Here is a 22,988-nt window from a genome sequence, read left to right as displayed (position 1 = left end):
GCGCTACTCGGTCAGAGCGGCCTGGAAGCGGCGCATTCCGTCGAGCCAGCGATCGTAGTCGGAACCCTTGTGGCGGTACATCTTCAGCACCTCGGGATGCGGGAGGATCAGGAAGCGCTCGTCGGCCACCCCGGCGAGCACGATCTCGGCGACCTCGTCCGGGGACAGCACCGCGCCCGCGCTGGTGACGGCCTTCACCGCGAGTTCCGCCTCGGCGGCGTGCTCCGGCGGAACGAGGCCGCCGTGCAGCAGCCGCGTGTCCACGCCCATCGGGCACACGCAGCTCACCCGGACCCCGCGGTCGCCGTAGGTGACCGAAAGCCATTCCGCGAAACCGACGGCCGCGTGCTTCGACACCGCGTAGGGCGCCGATCCGAGCTGGGTGAGCAATCCCGCCGCCGACGCCGTGGCGACGAAGTAGCCGCCGCCCCGCGCCAGCCATCCGGGCACCAGCAGCCGCGCGGCGCGCACGTGGGCCATGACGTTGACCTCCAGCGCCGCCGCCCACTGCCCGTCGGTGCTGTCCAGCCCCGCACCTCCGCCGATGCCCGCGTTCGCGAAATACACGTCGACCGGGCCGAACTCCGCCTCGGCGCGATCGATCAGCGTGCGGATCACCGCCTCATCCGCCACATCCCCGCCGACCGCGACCGCGCCGGGCCCGAGAGACTCCGCCACCCGCATCGCACTCGCCTCGTCGAGGTCGGCGAGCACCACGCGCGCACCGGCGGCGACGAGCCGGGCGGCCAAAGCCGCCCCGATCCCCGCGCCCGCCCCCGTGACAATGGCAACTTTGCCCGAAATCTCCATTCCCGCACCCTAGCGGGGCGGTCACCGGGAATCCGCCGACCACCTCGCACCGAGGCCTCAGCTCGAGTTCGCCAGGCGGTCCAGCAGCGGAGCGGTGCGCGGGCCCACCAGTTCGCGCATCACCAGCGCCATGTTGGTCCGCTCGACGCCGGGGATCTTGAGGATCTGCCCGGCGATGCGATACAAGTCGTCGGCGTCCCTGGCGACCACCCGCACCGTGAGATCGGTGAGCCCGGTCATGCCGCACACCTCGGTGACCTCGGGCACCTCGGCGAGTTCGTCCACCACGGAGTCCAGGCGATGCTGATCGACGACGACCGCGACGAACGCCGCCAGCGGATAGCCGAGCGCGCGCGGCTCGACGCGCCGCTCGAAGCTGCCCAGCACGCCCCCGGCCTCCCAGCGGGACAACCGGGCCTGCACGGTGTTGCGGGACAGGCCGAGCCGCGCGGCCAGCTCCACGCCCGTCGCCCGGGGGTTGGCGACCAGTTCCAGTAACAGCCTGGCGTCGGTGGCGTCCAGGCTCACGCCAGCGTTTTCTCTGGTCATACCACGCAGTATGACATTCGGCCGTCGGTCGCAATTGAGCATTCTGCTCATCGACCGGTCGGCCACTTGCGCAGTTCGCATTCGAGGGGATGCTGTGAGGTAGGACATATCATCGATGTGGCGACCACCTGGTAGGAGGCGAACACCATGCCGGGCAAGCCCGAGTTTCCGGTGCAGTTGGTGCAGCCGGACGGCCGCCGCGTCCTCGATCGCGAGCACGCGTCGCTGGTCGCCGACGTCGGGCCCGACGAGTTGCGGGCGCTGTACGAGGACATGGTGGTCGCCCGCCGGATCGACGTCGAGGCCACCACGCTGCAACGCCAAGGCCAGCTCGGCCTGTGGGCGCCCATGCTCGGACAGGAGGCCGCCCAGGTCGGCTCCGCGCACGCGCTGCGTCCCGACGACTACGTCTTCTCCAGCTATCGGGAGACGGCGGTGGCCTACTGCCGAGGCGTGCCGCCCACCGATCTCACCCGCCTGTGGCGCGGCGTAGCCCACCATTGCTGGGATCCGCACGCGGTGAACATGACCAACCCCAATATCGTGGTCGGCTCCCAGGGCCTGCACGCGACCGGTTACGCGTTCGCGGCGCACCTGGACGGCGCCGAGATAGCCACCATCGCCTACTTCGGCGACGGCGCCAGCAGCCAGGGCGATCTGGCCGAAGCGCTCGGGTTCGCCGCGACCTGGAGCGCGCCCGTCGTGTTCTTCTGCCAGAACAACCAGTGGGCGATCAGTGCCCCGGTGCGGGTGCAGAGCGCGACGCCGATCGCCCGCCGCGCCTACGGCTACGGCATGCCGGGCAGGCAGGTCGACGGCAACGACGTGCTCGCCGTGCTCGCCGTCACCAGGCAGGCGGTGGCCAGGGCGCGCTCCGGCGGCGGCCCGTCGTTCATCGAGGCGCTCACCTACCGGATGGGTCCGCACACCACGGCGGACGATCCCACCCGTTACCGCTCGGCCGCCGAGACCGAGCAGTGGGCGCGGCGCGATCCGATCGACCGGATGCGCAGGCTGCTCGAGCGCGAGGGCCACTGGGACGACGCGTTCGCGAGCCGGGTCGCCGAGCGGTCGGACGCGGTGGCCCGAGCGGTGCGAGCCGCGACCATCGACACACCCGATCCCGCGCCGAGCGAGCTGTTCGAGCACGTCTACACCACCCCGCATCCGCTGATCACCGAACAGCGGAGGGCGTACACGGAGTACCTGGCCGGTGATCCCGGCGGGGCCTCCGCACGAGGAGAAGGAGTCCCGCGATGATCACCACCTTCGCCGCCGCGCTCAACACCGGCTTGCGCCGCGCGCTGGAGGACGATCCGAAGGTCTTGCTGATGGGCGAGGACATCGGCCGCCTCGGCGGGGTGTTCCGGGTGACCGACACGTTGCAGAAGGACTTCGGCGACAACCGCGTCATCGATACGCCGCTGGCCGAATCCGGCATCATCGGAACGGCTTTCGGCATGGCGCTGCGCGGATACCGGCCGGTGTGCGAGATCCAGTTCGACGGTTTCGTCTATCCCGCCTTCGACCAGATCGTCTCGCACGTCGCCAAGATCAACTATCGAACGCAGGGAAAAGTGCACGCTCCCTTGACGATTCGCATCCCGTTCGGCGGCGGCATCGGTTCGGTGGAGCACCACTCCGAATCACCCGAGGCCTATTTCGCGCATACCGCCGGGTTGCGCGTGGTGACACCGAGCAACCCGGCCGACGCGTACGCGATGATCCGCCGGGCGATCGCACTGGACGATCCGGTCATCTTCTTCGAGCCCAAGCGCAGGTACTGGGACAAGGCCGACGTCGACTTCGCCGCGCTCGACCGTGACGGCGGCCTGCCGCTGGACCGCGCGCGCGTGTGCGCCACGGGATCGGACGCGACCGTCGTCGCCTACGGCGGGACCGTGGCCACCGCGCTGTCGGCCGCGGGAATCGCCGCGCGGGAGGGCCACTCGCTCGAGGTGATCGATTTGCGCAGCCTGTCGCCGATCGATTTCGACACCATCGAGGAGTCGGTCGCGAAGACCGGGCGGCTGATCGTCACGCACGAGGCGCCGGTCTTCGCGGGGCTCGGCGCCGAGATCGCCGCGCGGATCACCGAACGCTGCTTCTACCACCTGGAAGCGCCCGTGCTGCGCGTCGGCGGATTCGACATCCCCTACCCCCCGGCTAAGCTCGAGAAGCACCATCTGCCCGATCCCGACCGCATTCTCGACGCGGTCGACCGCTCCCTCGCCGCGTGAGGCGGGGTTCGCCGTAGTGAGAGGTGCCGCGTGGAAAACCCTGCCCGCCAGGACCTTCCGTCGTCCGTGCTGGAGTTCCGGCTGCCGGACCTCGGCGAAGGCCTGGCCGACGCCGAACTGGTGTCGTGGGCGGTGGCCGTGGGCGACGTCGTCGAGTTGAACCAGACGATCGCCGACGTGGAGACGGCCAAGGCGGTCGTCTCGTTGCCGTCGCCGTTCGCCGGCCGGGTGGTCGAATTGCTGGCGCGGCCGGGCGACACCGTCGCGGTCGGCGCGCCGCTCATCCGCGTGCGGGCAGCCGGAGCGGACGACGCGGCGAGCGCCACGGGCCGCACTTCCGTCCTGGTCGGCTACGGCCCCGAAGCGGAGGCGACATCGCGGCGGCGTCCCGTCGGGCCGCCCTCGCACAGCGTTTCACCGCCCGGCGAAGCGGACACCGAGCCGCGCCGACCGGGTAACGCGGCAGCGACACCCGCCGCGCGAAAGCTGGCGCGCGAACTCGGCTTGGATCTGTGGTTCATCGCGGGTTCCGGGCCGGGCGGCGCGGTCACCGTCGAGGACGTGCGCGGCGCGGTACCCGTCTCACAGCCCCGTCCGGCCGCACCGGCTACCGTGCCCGGCGCGGACAGCGCGGCGGTCCGCCCGTCCGTGCGCGAGGAACGCACTCCGATCAGCGGCATTCGCAAGCGCACCGCGGCGGCGATGTCGAACAGCGCGCGCACCATCCCGCAGGCCGCCGCGTTCGTCACCGTCGACTGCACCGCCTCGATGGAACTCCTCGACCATCTGCGCAGCACGAAATCCTTCGCGGGCCTCAGTTTGACGCCGCTGGCGCTGGTCGCCAAAGCGGCACTGGCCGCGCTCGCGGATTTTCCCGGCATGAACGTCTGCTGGGACGAGGCCGCTCAGGAGATCGTCACCAAGCACTACGTCAACCTGGGCATCGCGGTGGCCACCGAGCGCGGCCTGCTGGTCCCGAATATCAAGGAGGCGCAAACGCTGAGCCTGCGCGACCTGGCCCGCGAGATCGCCTGGCTGGCCGAGACCGCACGCGCGGGCGGCGCGACGACCGCCGAACTGCGCGGCGGCACGTTCACCATCACCAACATCGGCGTCTTCGGCGTGGACACCGGCGTCCCGCTGGTCAACCCGGGCGAGTCCGCGATCCTGTGTCTCGGTTCGATCCGCAAGCAACCGTGGGTCGTACGTGACGAGATCGCGGTCAGGTGGGTGACCACCCTCGGCGTCGGCTTCGACCATCGCATGATCGACGGCGAGCAGGCGGCCCGCTTCCTGGCGACCACCGCGGGATTCCTGGAGGACCCGCTCACCCTGCTCGGCCGGGCCTGACCCGGCGTTCAGTCGGTGACGAGCGCCGTCGCGGCGGTGCGGATGACCTCCGGGATCTCGACCGGTTTGCGGGTCTCGGCATCCACATAGACGTGCACGAAGACACCGGTGGCGGACAGTTCCAGCCCGCCGTCGGCCTCCCGGAAGATGGCCAGATCGTAGGTGATGCTGGAGCGGCCGAGCCGGGAGATGCGCAAGCCGACCTGTAACTGGTCCGGGAAGCTGATCGAGCCTTGGTAAGTGCAAGAGGTCTGCGCCACAACGCCGAGCGCGGGCAGTTCGCGGATGTCGGTTCCGGTGGCGTGCATCAACCACGCGTTGACCGCGGTGTCGAAGTACGAGTAGTAGGTCACGTTGTTCACGTGCCCGTAGTGGTCGTTGTCGGCCCACCGGGTCGGCACCGGCCAGAGCACCGGATACTGCTGCGTCACCCGGCCGACGATAGCTCAGTGGGGACGATGCGGTACCCATCGCGCCACGTGCGGGGCCCTACGTGGCTACGCGCACTCCCTCCTCCGGGCCTGACCGCACGCCACTGTGCCGGTGGTCACGCGGAGAGAGGCCGAAGTGCCGTTTGAACGCCGTGCTCAGCGCGAAGGCGCTGCCGTACCCGACTTGCCGGGCGATGGCCTCGATGGTGGCGTCCGATTCCTGTAGCAGGTCGGCGGCCAGTGCCAGCCGCCATTCGGTGAGGAACGCCATCGGCGGCTCGCCCACCAGATCGGTGAAGCGGCGCGCCAGCGCGGCCCGCGAGACACCCACCGCCTCGGCCAGGCCCGCGACCGTCCAGCCGTGCGCCGGATTGTGCTGGAGCAGGCGCAGGGCCTTGCCGACCAGCGGGTCACCGTAGGCGTGGTACCAGGCGGGCGCGTCGTTACGGGCGAACCAGGCGCGCAGCGCGGCGATCAGCACCAGGTCCAGCAGGCGGTCCAGCACCGCGCTCTGCGCGGGCTCGTCCTTGGTCACCTCGTCGACCAGGATGTCGAGCACCCGGCTGTCGAACTCGCCGCGCCGCAACACCAGCACCGACGGGAGCGCGCGCAGCAGGCGCTGACCGGCCGCGCCCGCGGACTCGTAGGTTCCGGTGACCATCAGGGTCGCCCCGTCCGGGTCGGTCCCCCACTGCCGAACACCCAGGCTGAGTGTCTCGCAAAGAATCTCACCCTGCGGCGTCTTCGTCACCTGGCCGGGATGGATGACGATCTGCGGTTCGGTCGTCGGGTCGTCGGCCACTGTGTACGGCGCGGGCCCGCGGAAGATCGCGACGTCGCTCGCGCCCAGCTGCCGCGGCTCACCCTCGTCGGTGACGATCCACGCGTTGCCGCGGATCATCGACAACACGGTCAGCGGTGCCTCGTCCTGGATGCGCAGCGACCACGGCGGATTCAGCAGCGAACACATCAGGAACGCGCCGCGGGCGCGGGGGCCTTCGAGCAGACTTGCGAGCACATCCACCCGTCCACAGTAGACGATGGCGCATGATTTTGGGCCGCCGAGCCACGATCCGTCTCTGCCTCGACGGCGTGCCCGAGCGGTGGCGGAAGAGAGCCCTCAGCGGAAATCCGGAATGTCCCGGCCCCTCGAGACGTTGACAATGTAAACAGGCCCGCTCGCGGACGTGACGCGCAGAGCCGAGCGTCACGCACGGTCGCACGACCAGGTCAACGGCGCCCTGGACCGCCGCCGCGGGCGGGGCTGTTGGATCGGACGATCCGTCGGTACCGTCGAAATGGTGTTGAGCCCGACGGTCGATCGTCCGATCCGCGTCGCGCGCGCCGCGGTGTTCACGGTCTTCGCGTTGAACGGCTTCCTGCTCGCCATGTGGGTGGTGCACATTCCGGTCATCACCGACCGCACGGGCGTCTCGAAATCCATGCTGGGCATGTTCATCCTGCTGATGTCCGGTGCGGGCATCGCCGGAATGCGGCTGGCGGGGCCGCTCGCCGATCGGTTCGGCAGCAGGACGCTGGTCGGCACGGCCGCGTGCATCGCGTCGGTGGCGGTGGTCGGCCCCGGCCTCGCCACCGGACCGTTCACCTTGGCACTCGCCCTGGCCTGTTTCGGTTTCGGCAACGGCGCGCTGGACGTGTCGATGAATACCCAAGCGGTGCTGGTGGAACGGGCCTATCGGCGTCCGATCATGGCCGCATTCCACGCGCTGTTCTCCGGCGGCGGCCTGCTCGGTTCACTGCTCGGAGCCGCCACGCTGCGGGCGGGCTGGGATATCCGGTTGACGCTGGTCCTCGCCGCGGTGAGCTGCGTCGCGCTGACCCTCACCCTGGTGCCGCGGTTACTGCGGGAAACCGAGTTCCACGACGTCATACCGATCGGGTCCGACGCCGTGCCGTCGGCGGATCAGCCCGGCCACGACCGGATGACGCGCGATCACGTGACGACGCCCCTCGACGCCCGTGATCTGGGCCGAAAGGTGTTCGCGCTGGCCGCGATCGCCTTCGCACTGCTGCTGGCCGAAGGGGTGGCCGCCGACTGGAGCGCCTTGCAACTGCGCGAGCATCTGAACGCGGACGCGGCCACCGCGGCGCTCGCCTTCGGAGCCTTCTCCACCACGATGACGATCGGGCGTTTCGGCGCCGACCGGGTCAGCCACGCCTTCGGCCGGGTCGCGGTGGTGCGCTACGGCTCGCTCATCGCGGCCGCCGGCCTGGCGGTGATCGTCGTCTCGCCGTGGATTCCGCTGACACTGCTGGGCTGGACCATGGCCGGGCTCGGACTCGCGGGGGGGATTCCGCAGATCTTCACCGCGGCGGGGAATCTCGGCTCCACCAGGGCCGCTACCGACATGTCGCGGGTATTCAGCATCGGCTATCTCGGACTGCTCGCCGGTCCCACGGTCATCGGCTGGCTCACCGCCGTGATGTCACTGACCACGGCGATGGTCGTGCCGATGATCGCGATCCTGTTCTGCTGCCGGTACGCGAGCGTCGTCGACACGCCGCGGGCCGACTGACCGGATCAACGATCCATCGTCAGCTCGACCATCGGCACCTCGTCGATGCCCGTACCCGTGGCTTCCTCGACTATCCGGCCGAGACTCCGGTATGCCCGCGGATGGTCGCGCCGATAGCCCTCGAGGACGGCGGCGGACTCGTCCGGGCTCAACACCCGGGCCAGAGCCGGAACCCTGAAGCGCACGCCGATACTCACGTGACAGCGCGGATCGGCGGCGAGATTGCGGAACCACTGCGCCTGTGTGCCGAAGCCGGACGCGATCACCACGCGGTCCCGGCTCGGCCGCGCCACCGTCTCCAGCACCACATAGCGTGGAAGGCCCGAGCTGCGGCCGATGTGCTCCAGCAGCAGGAGCCGCCCTCCGAACAGGAAGCCGAGCCGGGCGCGGAACATCGAGATCGGCGCACGCACGAACCATCTGGTCCGCAGCAACCGCGCGCCGACGCTCGTCATCGCTCCAGGCTAGCCGCGCACTACTTGGGCGGCACCAGGCACAGAGTGATCGGCTCGGGCTTGGGGTAGACGATCGTGTCGTTCTCGGTCGCCTTCGCCCCGCACGCGGATTTGTCCGCGGTGCCGCGCACGATCCGGCCGATCTTGAAGTCCGCCGTCGACCCACAGGCCACCTTGGTGCTGGCGCCGAGGAAACCGCCGTCGATGCAGTCGCCCTCCTTGACGTTCAGCCGCAGGCACAGCGTGTATTCGTTGCTGCCGGTCTGGTAGTAGCTGGCGTAGTCCTTGGTGGCGCAGTCCGCGTTCGCGCCGTCGAGCCGTTGCGCCACCACGTAATTGGCTTCGGCGTCGGAGCATTCCTTGGTTTCGAACTCCGCTTTCACGGTGGTGCCCGACAGCTTCGCGCACTGACCGATATCGATCTTCTCGCCGTCCGAACGGAACACGGTGCGACCGCCGATGACCAGCAGGCCGATCACCACGACGACACCCAGCACGGCGAGGATCTTGCCCACTCCGCCACCGCCGCTCCGATTCTGCTGGGGTGGCGGTCCCGGCGGCGGGAAACCCCCACCGGGGTAGCCCGGCTGCTGCGGGAACCCTCCCTGTGGCGGATAGCCCGGCTGGCCAGGGTAGCCGGGCTGGGGCTGCGGCTGACCGGGATAGCCCTGCTGCCCCGGAAAGCCTTGCGGCGCACCGGCAGGCGGTTGCTGCGGATAGCCGGGCCGACCTGGCGGTGGATAGCCGGGCTGCCCTGGCTGCGGATGGTTCGGTGGTGTTGTCATGGATCCCCTCCCCGGGTCTCGCGTGGTTCCGTGCGCACAGGCGACGGGCGAACCCATGGAATCTAGCCGATCACCGCGAACCCCGCCGGACCGGTGAACCGCCGCAACGACTTCGGCGCACGCCAGTTCTCACAGATACAGTCCCGGATTGACCGCATCCCGCGCGACGGCATCGATCCTGGCCTCGCCGTCGCGCACCGCCACGAGCTCGGCCAAGGTCGCGCCGTCCGGATAAGCGCCTGCCTCGCACCGCTGCTCCCGCTCCAGCCAGGCCGCCGCCTCCACACCGGACAGCCGCCCGATCTCGATCCGCGCCAGGCACCGGCCCGGCCGCGTCACCGCCGGGTGCAGGCGCGACAGGTCCTCGTTGGTGGTGATGGCGACGAGCACGTCCCGGCCCTGGCCGAGCATGCCGTCGGTCAGGTTCAACAGCCGCGAGAGTCCCTGCCCGGCCGCCTCCTTGGCTTCGCCACGGATCAGCTCGTCGCAGTCCTCCAAGACCAGCATCCGCCAGCGGGGCGCGCCCTCGTCGGCATTGTCGACTCCCGCGGCCACGTCCATCAGGTAGCCGGGCTTGCCGAACATCACCTCGGGATCGAGCACGCAATCGAATTGACACCAGGCGCCCCAGGCACGCGCCAGCGCGCGCAGCGCCGTGGTCTTCCCCGTGCCGGGAGGTCCGTGCAGCAGCACCAGGCGGCCGCGGACGTCGGCGGCGGTGAGCGACATCAGGCGATCCATCGCGGTGGCGACCTCGCCCGTGTAGTTATCCCGGATCGACGACCACTCGGGCGCCGAGATCGAGCGCGCACGCCGCTGCGGGCCGTGGGTGTGCATGTGCCAGAAGCCCATCTCCACGGTGTCGCCCACCTCCGGCGGCGCCGCCGCGTCCCGGATGGCCTCGGCGAGCAGCTCGTCCGCGAGCGTCTCGCTGACGGCGGTGACCTCGACCATCGCCGAACCGCCCGACCAGCGCACCGACCGCAGCGACCAGCCGGGACCCACCACCAGCGTCGCCCCGCTGTCGTTGTCGCGCACCGTGCGCACCACGCGGCCGCGGCCGGGACGCAGCGGCGCTTCCGGCCGCACCCGCTCCAGATGCGCGGTGCGCGCGCACGGCTGATCGCCGCGCAGGAACGGACCGAGCGCGAGGGCATCGATCGCGTCGCGGATCGAGTACGTGGAATCGACTACGACGGTCCACGGCAGCCGCTCGGCGGGATCGGCCGAGGGCTCCCCGGGACCGATCAACCGAAGAGGCTCATGACGTGCGGACACCCGGAGAATGATCCGGGGCGGCCTGCCGCGATGTCCATCGAATTACGAAAGCGCCCCTCCACCGAAGGTGAAGGGGCGCTTCGCGGGAACCTCCGGCCTACAACGCCTTCAGTTCCTCGGTGACCGCTCCGACGGACTTCTTGGCGTCGCCGAACAGCATGGAGGTGTGGTCGGCGTAGAACAGCGGGTTGTCGATACCGGCGAAACCACTGTTCATCGACCGCTTGAGCACGATGACGCTCTTGGCCTGGTCGACGTTGAGCACGGGCATGCCGTAGATCGGGCTGGAGGCGTCCTCGCGGGCGGCGGGGTTGGTGACGTCGTTGGCGCCGATCACCAAGGCGACATCGGTGCGATTGAACTCGCCGTTGATGTCGTCCATTTCCTTGAGCGCGTCATAGGACACCTCGGCCTCGGCCAGCAGCACGTTCATGTGACCGGGCATGCGACCGGCGACCGGGTGGATGGCGTATTTGACCTCCACACCCTTAGCCTCCAGCAGCGAAGCCATCTCCTTGACCGCGTGCTGCGCCTGCGCCACCGCCATGCCGTAACCGGGCACCACGATCACCTGGTTCGCATACGCCATCTGGATCGCGGCGTCCGCGGCGGAAGTGGCCTTGGCCTGCTTCTGCTCACCATCCGCACCGCCGGGCGCGGCACCGCCGCCACCGAAACCGCCCGCGACGATCGCCGGGATGGACCGGTTCATCGCCTTGGCCATCAGGTTGGTCAGGATGGTGCCGGACGCGCCGACGATCATGCCCGCGACGATCATCGCGGTGTTGTTCAACGCCAGACCCGCCGCGGCGGCCGACAATCCGGTCAGCGCGTTGAGCAGCGAGATGACCACCGGCATGTCCGCGCCGCCGATCGGCAGCACCACCATCAACCCGAGCACACCGGCTGCCACCAGCACCGCGATCATCCACAGCTGTGACACCCCGTCACCGGTGGCGCCGACGCCGATCACCACCGCCGCGGCGACCGCGCCCAGCAGCAGCAGCAGGTTCAACGGTTGCTGCAATTTGCCGATCCCGATCGGGCGGCCGGGCAGGATCTCCTGCAACTTCCCGAACGCGATCAGCGAACCCCAAAACGACACCGAACCGATGATCGCCGCGAACAGCGACCCGATCACGATGTGCACGGTCGGTTCCTCGTCGAAGTGCGAGAAACCCTGGGAGTTGATGAATTCCGACCACGCGATCAACGCGACCGTGCCACCGCCGACACCGTTGAACGCGGCCACCAGCTGCGGCATCGCGGTCATCTTGGTGTACTTCGCGGGCGGCACACCCAGCACGACGCCGACCACCAGACCGGCGACGATGAGAATCCAGTTGTCGGTGTGCCGGATCGAGATCAGCGTCGCGACCACCGCCAGCGCCATGCCCACCGCGGCGATCAAGTTGCCGCGCACCGCGGTCTTCGGGCCGGTCAAGCCCATCAAACCGTAGATGAACATGCCGAAGGCGATAATGTAGAGACCGTTCACCAGATAGGTGACGTTGTCGAAGGTGTGCATCACTCACCCGCCTTCTGCGCGGCAGCGGGCTTCTTGCCCTTGAACATCCCCAACATCCGGTCGGTCACCACGAAACCACCGATCACGTTCAGGGTTCCGAACACCACAGCGACGAACAGGATGATCTGCGTCAGGATCGACGGGTCCTGCACGTTACCCAGCGTGACCAGCGCGCCCAGCACCACGATGCCGTGAATGGCATTGGTGCCCGACATCAACGGCGTGTGCAGCGTGTTCGGGACCTTGGAGATCACCGCGAAACCGACGAACCCGGACAGCACCAGGATCGCGATATTCGCCAGCAATTCGGTATACATCAGTTCTCCACCTTCGCCTCGGTCGCGTCCTTCACCTCAGCGGCATCCTTCACTTCAGTGGCTTCGGTCGCGTCGGCCGCCTCGGTCGCCTCGGCCGCAGCACGGGTGACGCAGGAATCCGCCAGCACCTGGTCGCTGAAGTCGGGCGCGAGCTTGCCGTCGACCAGCATCAGCTCCAGCAGCGCCGCGATGTTCTTCGAGTACAGCTCCGAGGCGTGCTCGGGCATGGTGGCGGGCAGGTTCAACGGCGAGGCGATGGTCACCTCGTGCTTGACGACCGTCTGTCCGGGCTCGGTCAACTCGCAGTTGCCGCCGGTCTCACCGGCCAGATCGACGATCACGCTGCCGGGCTTCATGCCCTCGACCGCCGCGGCCGTCACCAAGCGCGGCGCGGGACGCCCCGGCACCAGCGCGGTGGTGATCACCACGTCGAAGCCCTTGATCGCGTCCTCCAAAGCCTGCTGCTGCGCGGCCTTCTCCTCGTCGGTGAGCTCACGGGCATATCCGCCCTCACCAGCGGCGTCGATCCCCAGATCCAGCCACTGCGCACCCACCGACCGCACCTGATCGGCGACCTCGGGCCGCACGTCGTACCCGGTGGTCCGGCCGCCGAGGCGCTTCGCGGTCGCCAGCGCCTGCAAGCCCGCCACGCCCACACCGAGCACCAGCACGGTCGCGGGCTTCACTGTGCCTGCGGCGGTGGTCAACATCGGGAAGAACCGCGTCGACTCCGACGCCGCCAGCAGCACCGCCTTGTATCCCGCCACATTCGCCTGCGAGGACAACGCGTCCATCACCTGCGCGCGCGAGATCCGCGGAATCGCCTCCACCGCAAACGCTTGCACCCCCGCCGACTTCAGCGCGCCGATCTGGTTGTCGGCGTTGCGCGGCGCGAGGAAACCGATCAGCGTCTGCCCTGACGACAGCTTGCCCACCTCGGCGTCACTGGGCGGGGCGACCTTCACCACCACATCCGCCGACCACGGATCACCGATCGTCGCGCCCGCCTCCACATACGCTTCGTCGGGAATCAGCGCGCCCTGTCCGGCCCCGGACTCGACGACGACCTCCAGGCCTTGCTTCACCAGGCTGGGGATGATCTTCGGCACCAATGCGACACGTCGCTCGCCCGCGTTCGATTCGCGAACGACACCGACACGCGCGCCGCGCGGCGATGGATCGCCTACGCTCTGCGTTGTCTCCACTTGTCAGACTTCCTTCTCTTACCGAGCTTCAGGCAACGGGTAGACGACCGGACGATGTTACCGTCGAGTAAGTTCGCCCAAATCCTCGCAACTGTACCTGGCCCGCCGTGAGCCTAGCTGAGATGCCCGTCACACACGCCGGGCGATTCGCGCCGGTGCGCCGGGGGTTCCCCGGTCGCCACGGAGCGAGCCGTCTTCCATCGAAGCCGCGGTCCACCGTTTTTCCTTCTCGCTCTGTGATCGTGGTCGCCGCACGTGAACACGGCAAGACCGTACGTAAAAGTCTGTTACCAACCTCGAGGTGGGGGCCTGATCGGAGGCCCGGCGTCCCGGTGAGCGGACATGCGCGTCCCGCCGAACGACGCTCCGGGGGTGTTCCGCTCGGCTCGTACGCCGTATGGTCCAGCGTGTGAACGACTGCGTCTTCTGTCGCATCGTGGCAGGCGAGGCGCCGGCGGCGAAGGTGTACGAGGACGACGCGCTCTGCGCGTTCCTCGACATCCGGCCGGTGGCCCGTGGGCACACGCTGGTCATACCGAAGCGGCACGCCGCCGAGTTGGAGGATCTCGACGCCGAACTCGGCGCGCGGATCTTCCGGGCCGGGCACCGGCTCGCACTGGCCGTCCGGCGCAGCAGCCTCGCCGCCGACGGCGCCAACCTGGTACTCAACGACGGAACCGCCGCGTTCCAGACCGTGCCGCACGTCCACCTGCATGTGATCCCGCGCAGGCACGGCGACAAGCTACGGTTCGCTACGGGATTCCTGCTGCGGCGCCCGCACGATCCGGTGACCACCGCCGCGGCCATCCGGGACGGCATCGCCACATTGGACAACGAGGGCGAACGCCCGGAAAAGGAAATCGACGGATGACCGAGACGTTCGATCGGGCCACGCTGATCGACCTGCTGGTACGGCAATGGGACGCGATCGACGCGCTGGTCGCTCCGCTGGACGAGGACCGCTGGCGCACCCCGTCGTCGCTGCCCGGCTGGACCGTGTTCGACGTCCTCGCCCACATGGTCGGCACCGAGTCCTGGCTACTGGGTGACCGCCCACCCGCCCACGACCCCACGACCGCGAAGACCGATGTGCGCACGCTTCCCTACGTGCGCAACGAGACCGCGGTGCTCAACGAGATCTGGGTGGACCGGTTGCGCCCGCTGTCCGGCGCCCGGCTGCTCGAGTTCTATCGCGACGTCATCGCGCGCAGACGCGCCGCGCTCGCGGCCATGGGCGACGCCGAGTGGGAGAAGGAAACCGTCTCGCCGGTCGGGCAGGTGACCTACGGCAGGTTCATGCGGGTGCGGTTGTTCGACTGCTGGATGCACGAACTCGACATCGCCGACGCGCTCGGCGTGCCGGTGGAAGAGGGCGGGCCAGGCGGCGAGCTCGCGTTCGCGGAGTTCGCGGGCAGCATCCCGCGCGTGGTGGCGAAGAAGGGCGAGGCGCCGGACGGCGCGCGGATCACCTTCGTGCTGACCGGCCCCTTGGCCAAGACCTTGCACATCGAGGTGGCGGGCCGGGCGCGCTACGTGGACGCGTTCGACGAACCCGCCACGGTCGAGATCGGCCTGGACTCGAGGCTTTTCGTGCGGCTCGGCGGCGGTCGGACGACCGCCGAGGAGCACTTGGACGAGATCACCATCCAGGGCGATGCCGAACTCGGGCAACGCATCGTGCGCCACCTGGCCTTCACCATCTGATCCGCGATGCGGCTGTTCCTGTCCAGCTATCGCTTCGGGGCGCACTACGACCGGCTCGCCGCGCTCGCGGGCCCGCCCGGCCGGGTGGCGCTGATTCCGAACGCCTGCGACGCCTGGCCGCAGGCGTGGGCGGGCGCGGTGACCAGTGACATGGCACCGCTGCGCAAGCTCGGCTACCGGCCCGAGGTGCTCGACCTGCGCGAGTACGCCGGTCGGGAAGCCGACCTGGAACGGAAGTTGGCCGAATTCCCGCTGGTGTGGGTGCGCGGCGGCAACACCTTCGTGCTGCGCGCCCAGTTCGCCCGCAGCGGCGCGGACCGAGCGCTTCCCCGGCTGCTCGCCTCCGACGCGCTCGTCTACGCCGGATACAGCGCCGGGGCCTGCGTGATGACCCCGGACCTGCACGGCCTGGAGTCGGTGGACGATCCCGGCGAGGTCGCCCCGGCGTGCGGCATCGAACCGCGATGGGACGGATTGGGATTGGTCGACCGCCGGATCGTGCCGCACATCGATTCGGCCACCGATCCCGACGGTGAGTGCACTCGGCTCGCCGCCCGCTACCGCGCCGAAGGCGTCGAGCACTGGGCCATGACCGACGAGGACGCGATCGTCGTCGACGGCGCGCGCACCGAGGTGCTCATCGATCCGGCGGTGTCGTGAACGTCGTCTTCACCTCGCGTCCGGCGCGAGTTCGGGTTCCGGCTCGGCAGCCCGGCGGAAGACCACCCAGCGCATCGCGCTGTACATGTAGACGGCTTCGCAGGCGCCCGCCAGCAACCGGGACAGGTGGTACTCCAGCCCCAGCGCGGCGAGTCCGCTGCCGACGCCGAGGATGAACGCGAGGTAGTTGACCACGACCACCCCCAGGTACACCGTGGCCTGCCTGCCGACCGGCGCGTGGGAATGGAAGTTGAACCTACGGTTCAGCACGAAGGCGAGTCCGAACGCGCACACGTACGCCACGGTCACCGACAACCACACCGGCAGATCGAACGAGCCGTGCAAGACGGTGAGCAGCGCCAAGTCGACGGCGAAGGTGCCGCTGTTGATCAGCGCGAAGCCCAGGAGTGTCGGCGGGACGAGACGGTCCAGCCCCAACGGCAGCCGCTGCACGACCGCCTCGCACCAGCGGGTGAACCGGTCGGCGATGGTATCGGCGGTCTCGGACAGCTCGTGCACGCGACCAGGCTGCCAGCGGCAGATGTCCGGCAGATGAGCAGGCGGCGACCGCCCGGTGGATCAGCTGATCTGCGCCCGGCCGGGACCGTCCTGGGCCTGGTCCAAACCGGCCCAGGCCGCCAGGCACCGCCGCCGCGCGACATCGTCCGCGTCCGCAAGCAGCGCCTCCAGCAACTCGCGGGGCTCGCGGCGCCAGAGGTCGGCCAGCTCGGCGAGGGCCTCCTTGCCGAAGACACCGGAGCGGTCCAGCGCGTTCAGCCACTCCTCGTGCTCGCCCGCGTGCACACGCCGCAGCACGTCCGGGTCGATGCCGCCCTCGACGAACTCGCTGGAGAACATCGCGGCGACCAGTTCCCGGCGACTGGGTTGTTCGCCCTGCATCCGTTCCATCCCTCCAAGTGGTACGCGGCGAACCGCATGGTCGGCCTTCGCCACGACACGGCGGCGCCGGGAGAACTCGATGCCCCGAACACTAAGCCCCTGAGGGCATTCTGGTCTCCCGGCAGCGGTAATACCACTATGGCGGGTGACATCACATTCCGGGGCTTTCGCGCGCCACACGCGCACGGGTCGGCCGATCAGCAAATCACGGGCACGGGGAGCTAGCGTGAAGTTGTGGACCTGCATGACTTGATCGCCGCCCTCCCCGACGGCACGGTGCTCACCGACGCCGACCTGCTGGCGAGCTACCGCCAGGACTGGGCGCGGGATCCGGACGCCGGGACCGCCCTCGCCGTGGTGCGGGCAACCAGCACCGACGACGTTGCCGCCACGCTGCGATGGGCCACCGCGCATCGTGTCCCGGTGATCCCGCGCGGAGCCGGATCCGGGCTGTCCGGGGGCGCCACGGCGGTCGACGGAGCGATCGTGCTCACCACCGAGCGGATGCGGGATATCACCGTCGACCCGGTCACCCGGACCGCCGTTGTGCAGCCGGGCCTGCTCAACGCCGAGGTCAAGCGCGCGGTCGCGGAGCACGGCCTGTGGTATCCGCCCGACCCGTCGTCGTTCGAGATCTGCTCGATCGGCGGTAACGCGGCGACGAACGCGGGCGGACTGTGCTGTGTGAAATACGGCGTGACAACCGATTACGTGCTCGGGATGCAGGTCGCGCTCGCCGACGGCACCGTCGTGCGCCTGGGCGGTCCGCGATTGAAGGACTCGGCCGGACTGTCGCTGACCAAGCTGTTCGTCGGCAGCGAGGGCACGCTCGGAGTGATCACGGAACTGACCCTGCGCCTGCTGCCCGCGCAACCGCCGCAGAGCACGGTCGTCGCGAGCTTCCCCACGCTCACCGCCGCCACCGAGGCGATCCTGACCATCACCGGCGAACTGCGGCCCTCGATGCTCGAGTTCATGGACTCGGTGTCGATCAACGCCGTGGAGGACGAGTTGCGGATGGGATTGGACCGGCAGGCGGCCGCGCTGCTGGTCGCGCGCTCCGACGCACCCGGCGAATTCGCCCGGCGCGAGGCCGAGATCATGGCGGCGGCCTGCGAGAAAGCAGGCGCCACCGAGGTTTTCCACACCGAGGACCCGGCCGAGGGCGAGGCGTTCGCGGCCGCCCGGCGGCTGGCGATTCCCGCCGTGGAGAAGCTCGGCCCGCTGCTGCTCGAGGACGTCGGCGTGCCGCTGCCCCGGCTCGGCGACCTGGTGAGCGGCGTCGCCGAGATCGCCGAGCGCAACGCGGTGACGGTGTCGGTGATCGCGCACGCGGGCGACGGCAACACCCACCCGCTGATCGTGCACGACCCCTCCGACGCGGATCTCACCGAGCGGGCGCATCGCGCCTTCGGCGAGATCATGGAACTGGCCATCGCCCTCGGCGGCACCATCACCGGTGAACACGGCGTCGGCCGATTGAAGAAGGCATGGCTGCCCGATCAGCTCGGCCCCGACGTGATGGCCCTGACCCGGCGCATCAAGGACGCCCTCGACCCGGACGGCATCCTCAATCCCGGCGCGATCCTGTGACCGCCGCGACGGAACATTCCCACCCGACAAGGAGTTCTACCCCGACATGACGACCAGGCTCGAACACAACGTCGCCGATACCCGTTTCGAGATCTACATCGATGACACCCTCGCCGGGTACGCCGACTACGCCGAACGCGAAGACCCCAAGGTCCGCGACTTCCACCACACCATGACCTTCCCGGAGTTCCGGGGCCGCGGAGTAGCCGCCCAGGTCGTCGAATACGCCCTCGACGACTCCCGCGAGTCCGGCTTCTCCGTCATCCCCACCTGCTGGTACGTGGAGAAGTACATCGCCGAACACCGTGAGTACGCGGACTTGGTCTCCTGACGCACCGACCGGCTCACCCGCCGCTCGCGGCGAGCAAGCCCCGGATATCGATTTTCGTCATGCCGTGCACCGCGGTCAGGATCCGTTCGGCCGTGTCCGGTTCGGCGCCCGCCAGCAAGTCACTCAGAGCCTTCGGGATGACCTGCCACGTCACGCCGAAGCGGTCGGTCAGTGAACCGCCCGGCCCTTCGTGACCGCCATCGGTGAGGCCTGCCCACACGGCGTCCACCTCGTCCTGTGAATCGCATTCGACGTACATCGACAGCGCTCCGGTGAAAGCGAACTGCGGCCCGCCGTTGTAGGCGATGTACCGTTGTCCGGCCAATTCGAAGGTGACGGTGGTGGCGCGACCGTCCGCGGCGCGCTGTATGCCGAGCACCTCGGAGTCGGCGATCAGCCCCGTGTAGTGGTCGGCGGCCTGCTCGGCGAGGCCGTCGAACCACAGGAACGTACTCATCCGCATGCTTGTCCTCCTTTGTCGCGGGCCTCGGCCCGGGTGAACGCCGTGTAGTCCTTCAGTTCGACCACTTCGGCGACCTTCTCCATGCCCCGGCCGACCAGGCGCCTCGGCAGGAACGGCAGCATCCGGATGGACAGGTTGCGCAGCCGGACCTGTGCCCGGGAGTCCGGCATCAGGCCGCCGTCGCCCGCATTCCGGGCGAACTCTTGGGCCTGCTCGGCGAACTCGCGCATCTCCCGCTCGTAGGCGGCGTAGGCGAGGCGATGGTCGCCATCGGCCGCGGCGAGTTCGCCGGCCAGGATGTACGCACCGACCAGCGCCAGGCTGGTACCGATGCCCGACATCGGCGAGGCGCAGTAGCTGGCATCTCCGATCAGCACCGTCCGGCCGCGTGACCAGGTGTCCATCCGCACCTGTTCGACCCGGTCGAAGTAGAAATCGGGCGCCTCCCAGATGGTGGAGAGCATCCGGGGGATCTCCCACGCGTCGCCTCGGAAGGCGGAGACGACGGTCCGTTTCTGCTCGTCGATATCACGCTTGTCGTATCCCAGCGGGGCCGAGCGCAGGAAGAATCCGGCCAGCGCTTCTCCGGGAGCGGGTTTCGGGTACAGCGCGGCTGTCCGGCCGGGCCGACCGTCGCGGCCGGACATGGTGTACATCAACTGCCAACCATCGTGCTCGAGCGCCGTGGTGGTACTGAACAGCGCGATGTAGCAGCCGAGATCGCGGATGTAGCGCTGCTCAGGACCGAAAAGCAGACCTCGGACGGTGGAGTGCACACCGTCCGCGCCGACCAGCAGGTCGAATTGCCTGGACCCTCCTTGCGCGAAGTCGACCCGCACCCCGTTCTCGTCCTGGTCGACTGCGGTGATCGAGTCACCGAAGACGTATTCGACGTCGTCACGGGACGTGTCGTAGAGGATTCGGGCCAAATCGGTACGGAGAACGGCCATCTCGGCGACGGGTCCGCCCGAGTGCCCGAACACGTCGGTACCCATCGTCGCGACGCGCTTGCCCTCGCCATCGACGAACGCCAGCCCGCGTGCTCCGGTGTGCGCCTGCCGGACTCGGGCGACGATGCCGGTCCGCTCGGCCACCTGCCGGGCGGTACCGCGGATATCTACCGCGTGGCCACCGCTGCGAGGTGCGGCCGCGCGCTCCACCACGGTCGGTTGGAAACCGTACTTCTCCAGCCAGTACGCCAGGGTCGGCCCGGCGACTCCGGCCCCGGATATGAGGACGGTCCGATTTTTCATGCGTTCTCCCGCTGGAAGTGGCCTGCCGGTCGAAACGGCGACGGATGACCGGCCGCTCTTGACCGCACTAGGTGCGTACGGTGTATTGAATCTGTCTCCACCGTAGCCATTCCGGCCCGAAAAGTACTACTCAGCAACCAGATAAGTACACTAGGACGATCAGAACCGAACTAGTACACCTGTGGTCGAATCGACCGGATCGGAGCACCTCTTGCCGTCAGCGGCACAGCGACCGGATCCGCCGTACCGGACGATCGTCGCGGAGATTCGCGCGCGAATCCTGACCGGCGACCTTCGACCCGGCGATCGGGCGCCCTCCATCCGGCAGATCGCTCAGCGATGGGGCGTCGCGGTCGCGACCGCGACCAAAGTGACGGCGGCTCTCCGCGAGGAAGGACTGGTCGAAGCGCGAGTCGGTTCCGGCACGGTGGTCAGCGCCCGCAAGCAGTCAACGGCGCCCCGGCCCACCATCTCATCGACGCCATCCGGTCCCTCCGATCAGGCGCTGAACCGCGACGACGTGGTCCGCAAGGCCATCAGGATCGCCGACACCGAGGGCCTGGACGCGGTGTCGATGCGACGACTCGCTGCCGAACTCGGCGTCGGCCCGATGTCGCTGTACCGGCACGTGGAAAACAAAGACGAACTGCTGACACAGATGGCCGACATGGCCTTCGGTGAACTCGAGCTACCCGAGCCGGGGCCGGACGGCTGGCGCGCCGAACTCGAACTGATCGCCCGCGGGCAATGGCAGCTGTGCCAGCGGCACCTATGGCTACCCGAGGTTGTCTCGTTCACCCGCCCCTTGCTCGCACCCAACATGATGGCGCAAACCGAGTGGACACTACGCGCCCTCGACGGACTCGGCCTGCCCATGACCACCCGCCTGCACGAAGCACTCACCCTGCACGCACTGGTTCTCGGCCTCGCCCGGTCGATGGCGGAAGAAGCCGAAGCCGAACAGGACACCGGCATGCCCCTCGACCACTGGACGATCGCACTCCGGACACAAGCCCACGACCTCCTCGCCAGCGGCGAATTCCCCCTACTGGCAACAATCCCGGAGTCGACGAACCTGAACGACCTCTTCGAATACGGCCTCGCACGCCACCTCGACGGCTTCGCCGCCCTACTCAGCCATGCGTCCGTGAGCGGCACATGAGCGAGAGGTCTACTCGCGTTTTGCCGCAGCCATGTGCCGCTCGCGGCGGTCAGCCGGTTGGCTTGGGGGTGGGAGTCACCGCAAGCCTGTGGTGAAGGCGTCCCATTCGTCGGGCGTGAACACCAGAGCCGGGCCGGTCGGGTTCTTCGAGTCCCGCACGCCGATATAGCCCCCGTTCAGAAATGCAACCTCAACACATTCCTTTCCGGCCTGGCTGCGGCTGCTCTTGAACCACTTCGCGTCGGAGAGGTCCGTATTCACAGTGCATACTCCCTTGCTGTAGGCCGGAGCAGATGTTGGTGTTCTGGGTCCAGCGTCCGCCCTTCGATCGGCTTCAGGAACGTTCGAACTCTCCATCCGCCACGCCAGCGGTGAAAGCGTCCCACTGGCCGGGCGTGAACATCAGCGCCGGGCCGGTCGGGTTCTTCGAATCCCGCACGCCGATGTGACCTCCTGCGAGGAAAGCCACTTCGACGCATGCTTTGTCGCCCCCGCTACGGCTGCTCTTGAACCACTTGTCCTCGGAGAGGCCGATATTCACAGTGCATACTCCCTTGCAGTCTGCCGGAGCAGGCTCTTGCTTTGTTCCGGGTCCAGCGCCGCGCGCTCGAACTGCTGGTAGGCATCGACATACCGGTTCACAGCGCTGAACTTCTCCAGGTACAAATCGCCTGTGAAGCTCTCGACGTAGACAACTGTAGGCTCCTTGGGCTGCCGCTTGCTGTCACCCCCGGACTTCAAAATCACGAACGGCCCGACGGCGACACCCATCGGGAATCCGGCCGAGAAGGGAAGCACCCGGATCGTGACGTTGGGCAAACCCATGAGGTCTACCAGATGCCGCAGTTGGGCGGACATGACGCGATCGTCGCCAACGATCCCGCGTAGCGCCGACTCTCGAAGGATGGCGTTCACAGTCACGGGTTTCGTTTTGCGGGTGATCAGTGCTTGACGCTTGCGACGGAGGTGTACACGCCGCTCGTGTTCCAGTGGCGTGTCCCCGGGGTAGACGGCGCGGATCAGTCCGCTCGCGTACGCCGGGGTCTGGAAGATTCCGGGAACCAGTTCCGGCTCGTACCAGGTCAGCGCCCGCGCGGTGGCTTCCAGGTCCACGAACACATCGAAGTTCTCAGGGATCAGGTCGCCGAACTCATGCCACCACGACTTCACGCTGGCCTGCTTCGCGAGCCCGACCAGTGCGTTCGTGTACTCCTCGGTGAAGTCGTAGATCTTGCACAGCGCCTCGATGTCCACGGTGCGGATCCGCTCGGTCTTGCCGACCTCCATCCGCTGAACGGTGCTGACGCTCCACTGCATCCGTTCGCCGACATCGGCCAGAGTTAACCCCGCCGCTTCGCGCCCGTTCCGCAGGTGCCTACCGAGCTGACGGCGAGGGAGAGTCGAGCCACCACTTTCGGCCATGCCGCGTTCCTGTCT

At 68.6% G+C, this 22,988-nt stretch carries 26 protein-coding genes and 1 pseudogene; 10 read left to right on the top strand and 17 right to left on the bottom strand.

Annotated features, from left to right (window positions below):
• Positions 1 to 3: 3 nt before the first annotated feature.
• Together ABZ420_RS22395 and ABZ420_RS22390 are read right to left on the bottom strand one after the other, a co-directional pair.
• On the bottom strand, positions 4 to 810 hold the full coding sequence (locus tag ABZ420_RS22395; RefSeq protein ID WP_357125840.1) for an SDR family oxidoreductase: 807 nt from the start codon (positions 808 to 810) through the stop codon (positions 4 to 6).
• A 57-nt stretch (positions 811 to 867) separates the two neighbouring features.
• Complete coding sequence (locus tag ABZ420_RS22390) at positions 868 to 1,359, bottom strand: Lrp/AsnC family transcriptional regulator (protein ID WP_040865136.1); 492 nt, start codon at positions 1,357 to 1,359, stop codon at positions 868 to 870.
• Between the two features lie 147 nt (positions 1,360 to 1,506).
• Here ABZ420_RS22390 and pdhA point away from each other — a divergent pair, with 147 nt between their 5' ends.
• The 3 genes from pdhA to ABZ420_RS22375 are packed head-to-tail and all read left to right on the top strand — an operon-like array spanning position 1,507 to position 4,949.
• On the top strand, positions 1,507 to 2,619 hold the full coding sequence (pdhA, locus tag ABZ420_RS22385) for a pyruvate dehydrogenase (acetyl-transferring) E1 component subunit alpha (protein ID WP_357125836.1): 1,113 nt from the start codon (positions 1,507 to 1,509) through the stop codon (positions 2,617 to 2,619).
• Positions 2,616 to 3,599, top strand: coding sequence for an alpha-ketoacid dehydrogenase subunit beta (locus tag ABZ420_RS22380; protein WP_040865105.1), 984 nt, complete (start codon positions 2,616 to 2,618; stop codon positions 3,597 to 3,599). Before pdhA ends, ABZ420_RS22380 begins: the two co-directional genes overlap by 4 nt.
• 30 nt (positions 3,600 to 3,629) lie before the next feature.
• Positions 3,630 to 4,949 carry a dihydrolipoamide acetyltransferase family protein gene (locus tag ABZ420_RS22375; RefSeq protein WP_357125833.1) on the top strand — a complete coding sequence of 440 codons (1,320 nt, stop codon included), beginning with the start codon at positions 3,630 to 3,632 and terminating at the stop codon, positions 4,947 to 4,949.
• Positions 4,950 to 4,957: 8 nt separating this feature from the next.
• On the opposite strand, the gene ABZ420_RS22370 is transcribed toward ABZ420_RS22375, so the two are convergent.
• Positions 4,958 to 5,380, bottom strand: a complete 423-nt coding sequence (locus ABZ420_RS22370; protein ID WP_357125830.1) for a thioesterase family protein — start codon at positions 5,378 to 5,380, stop codon at positions 4,958 to 4,960.
• A gap of 58 nt (positions 5,381 to 5,438) precedes the next feature.
• On the bottom strand, positions 5,439 to 6,404 hold the full coding sequence (locus ABZ420_RS22365) for an AraC family transcriptional regulator (RefSeq protein WP_357125827.1): 966 nt from the start codon (positions 6,402 to 6,404) through the stop codon (positions 5,439 to 5,441).
• 274 nt (positions 6,405 to 6,678) lie between these two features.
• Here ABZ420_RS22365 and ABZ420_RS22360 point away from each other — a divergent pair, with 274 nt between their 5' ends.
• Positions 6,679 to 7,917 carry an MFS transporter gene (locus ABZ420_RS22360; RefSeq protein ID WP_357125824.1) on the top strand — a complete coding sequence of 413 codons (1,239 nt, stop codon included), beginning with the start codon at positions 6,679 to 6,681 and terminating at the stop codon, positions 7,915 to 7,917.
• Between the two features lie 5 nt (positions 7,918 to 7,922).
• Here the strand turns inward: ABZ420_RS22360 and ABZ420_RS22355 are convergent, their stop codons facing one another.
• The 6 genes and pseudogenes from ABZ420_RS22355 to ABZ420_RS22330 form a co-directional block, all read right to left on the bottom strand.
• Positions 7,923 to 8,372, bottom strand: a complete 450-nt coding sequence (locus tag ABZ420_RS22355) for a nitroreductase family deazaflavin-dependent oxidoreductase (protein WP_357125821.1) — start codon at positions 8,370 to 8,372, stop codon at positions 7,923 to 7,925.
• Between the two features lie 20 nt (positions 8,373 to 8,392).
• A complete protein-coding gene (locus ABZ420_RS22350) occupies positions 8,393 to 9,157 on the bottom strand; it encodes a hypothetical protein (RefSeq protein ID WP_357125818.1) in 765 nt (254 codons plus the stop codon).
• Positions 9,158 to 9,286: 129 nt separating this feature from the next.
• Positions 9,287 to 10,408, bottom strand: coding sequence for a DUF5925 domain-containing protein (locus ABZ420_RS22345; RefSeq protein ID WP_357125815.1), 1,122 nt, complete (start codon positions 10,406 to 10,408; stop codon positions 9,287 to 9,289).
• Between the two features lie 124 nt (positions 10,409 to 10,532).
• The gene (locus tag ABZ420_RS22340) at positions 10,533 to 11,963 is read right to left on the bottom strand and encodes an NAD(P)(+) transhydrogenase (Re/Si-specific) subunit beta (protein WP_357125812.1); all 1,431 of its coding nucleotides are present in this window, start codon (positions 11,961 to 11,963) and stop codon (positions 10,533 to 10,535) included.
• A complete protein-coding gene (locus tag ABZ420_RS22335; RefSeq protein WP_062971051.1) occupies positions 11,963 to 12,280 on the bottom strand; it encodes an NAD(P) transhydrogenase subunit alpha in 318 nt (105 codons plus the stop codon). Before ABZ420_RS22335 ends, ABZ420_RS22340 begins: the two co-directional genes overlap by 1 nt.
• Positions 12,281 to 12,354: 74 nt before the next feature.
• Positions 12,355 to 13,485, bottom strand: a pseudogene (locus ABZ420_RS22330) (Re/Si-specific NAD(P)(+) transhydrogenase subunit alpha); the annotation flags it as partial.
• 409 nt (positions 13,486 to 13,894) lie between these two features.
• On the opposite strand from ABZ420_RS22330, the gene ABZ420_RS22325 reads away from it, so the two are divergent.
• Genes ABZ420_RS22325 through ABZ420_RS22315 form a run of 3 tightly spaced genes read left to right on the top strand, consistent with a single transcriptional unit; the run spans position 13,895 to position 15,849 of the window.
• Positions 13,895 to 14,356 carry an HIT family protein gene (locus tag ABZ420_RS22325; protein ID WP_357125809.1) on the top strand — a complete coding sequence of 154 codons (462 nt, stop codon included), beginning with the start codon at positions 13,895 to 13,897 and terminating at the stop codon, positions 14,354 to 14,356.
• Positions 14,353 to 15,189, top strand: coding sequence for a maleylpyruvate isomerase family mycothiol-dependent enzyme (locus ABZ420_RS22320; RefSeq protein WP_357125806.1), 837 nt, complete (start codon positions 14,353 to 14,355; stop codon positions 15,187 to 15,189). Before ABZ420_RS22325 ends, ABZ420_RS22320 begins: the two co-directional genes overlap by 4 nt.
• Positions 15,190 to 15,195: 6 nt before the next feature.
• Positions 15,196 to 15,849, top strand: coding sequence for a Type 1 glutamine amidotransferase-like domain-containing protein (locus tag ABZ420_RS22315; protein ID WP_357125803.1), 654 nt, complete (start codon positions 15,196 to 15,198; stop codon positions 15,847 to 15,849).
• 9 nt (positions 15,850 to 15,858) lie between these two features.
• Here the strand turns inward: ABZ420_RS22315 and ABZ420_RS22310 are convergent, their stop codons facing one another.
• Both ABZ420_RS22310 and ABZ420_RS22305 read right to left on the bottom strand, forming a co-directional pair.
• Positions 15,859 to 16,368, bottom strand: coding sequence for a GtrA family protein (locus tag ABZ420_RS22310; RefSeq protein ID WP_357125799.1), 510 nt, complete (start codon positions 16,366 to 16,368; stop codon positions 15,859 to 15,861).
• Positions 16,369 to 16,428: 60 nt separating this feature from the next.
• A complete protein-coding gene (locus ABZ420_RS22305) occupies positions 16,429 to 16,758 on the bottom strand; it encodes a hypothetical protein (protein WP_357125796.1) in 330 nt (109 codons plus the stop codon).
• A gap of 225 nt (positions 16,759 to 16,983) precedes the next feature.
• Between ABZ420_RS22305 and ABZ420_RS22300 the strand changes: the two genes are divergently transcribed.
• Complete coding sequence (locus ABZ420_RS22300; protein WP_357125793.1) at positions 16,984 to 18,342, top strand: FAD-linked oxidase C-terminal domain-containing protein; 1,359 nt, start codon at positions 16,984 to 16,986, stop codon at positions 18,340 to 18,342.
• A 46-nt stretch (positions 18,343 to 18,388) separates the two neighbouring features.
• Positions 18,389 to 18,673, top strand: a complete 285-nt coding sequence (locus tag ABZ420_RS22295; protein WP_357125789.1) for a GNAT family N-acetyltransferase — start codon at positions 18,389 to 18,391, stop codon at positions 18,671 to 18,673.
• Between the two features lie 13 nt (positions 18,674 to 18,686).
• On the opposite strand, the gene ABZ420_RS22290 is transcribed toward ABZ420_RS22295, so the two are convergent.
• Together ABZ420_RS22290 and ABZ420_RS22285 are read right to left on the bottom strand one after the other, a co-directional pair.
• Positions 18,687 to 19,136 carry a VOC family protein gene (locus ABZ420_RS22290; protein WP_357125786.1) on the bottom strand — a complete coding sequence of 150 codons (450 nt, stop codon included), beginning with the start codon at positions 19,134 to 19,136 and terminating at the stop codon, positions 18,687 to 18,689.
• Positions 19,127 to 20,389, bottom strand: coding sequence for an FAD-dependent monooxygenase (locus ABZ420_RS22285; RefSeq protein ID WP_357125783.1), 1,263 nt, complete (start codon positions 20,387 to 20,389; stop codon positions 19,127 to 19,129). The genes ABZ420_RS22290 and ABZ420_RS22285 overlap by 10 nt, the downstream gene beginning before the upstream one ends.
• Before the next feature lie 211 nt (positions 20,390 to 20,600).
• Between ABZ420_RS22285 and ABZ420_RS22280 the strand changes: the two genes are divergently transcribed.
• Positions 20,601 to 21,551, top strand: a complete 951-nt coding sequence (locus ABZ420_RS22280; protein ID WP_357125780.1) for a GntR family transcriptional regulator — start codon at positions 20,601 to 20,603, stop codon at positions 21,549 to 21,551.
• A gap of 75 nt (positions 21,552 to 21,626) precedes the next feature.
• Here the strand turns inward: ABZ420_RS22280 and ABZ420_RS22275 are convergent, their stop codons facing one another.
• The 3 genes from ABZ420_RS22275 to ABZ420_RS22265 all read right to left on the bottom strand — a co-directional run bounded on the left by ABZ420_RS22275 (position 21,627) and on the right by ABZ420_RS22265 (position 22,973).
• Entirely contained in the window at positions 21,627 to 21,812 is a 186-nt protein-coding gene (locus ABZ420_RS22275) for a DUF397 domain-containing protein (RefSeq protein ID WP_357125777.1), read from the bottom strand.
• A 73-nt stretch (positions 21,813 to 21,885) separates the two neighbouring features.
• Positions 21,886 to 22,092, bottom strand: coding sequence for a DUF397 domain-containing protein (locus ABZ420_RS22270; RefSeq protein ID WP_357125774.1), 207 nt, complete (start codon positions 22,090 to 22,092; stop codon positions 21,886 to 21,888).
• Positions 22,089 to 22,973, bottom strand: a complete 885-nt coding sequence (locus ABZ420_RS22265) for a helix-turn-helix transcriptional regulator (RefSeq protein ID WP_357125771.1) — start codon at positions 22,971 to 22,973, stop codon at positions 22,089 to 22,091. Before ABZ420_RS22265 ends, ABZ420_RS22270 begins: the two co-directional genes overlap by 4 nt.
• Positions 22,974 to 22,988 lie beyond the last annotated feature (15 nt).

Source organism: Nocardia sp. NPDC005745, from assembly GCF_040630775.1.
In the GTDB taxonomy this organism is placed as follows: Bacteria; Actinomycetota; Actinomycetes; order Mycobacteriales; family Mycobacteriaceae; genus Nocardia.
The sequence above is the reverse complement of the archived record's forward strand: the minus strand, read 5'-3'. Positions and strand labels throughout refer to the sequence as shown.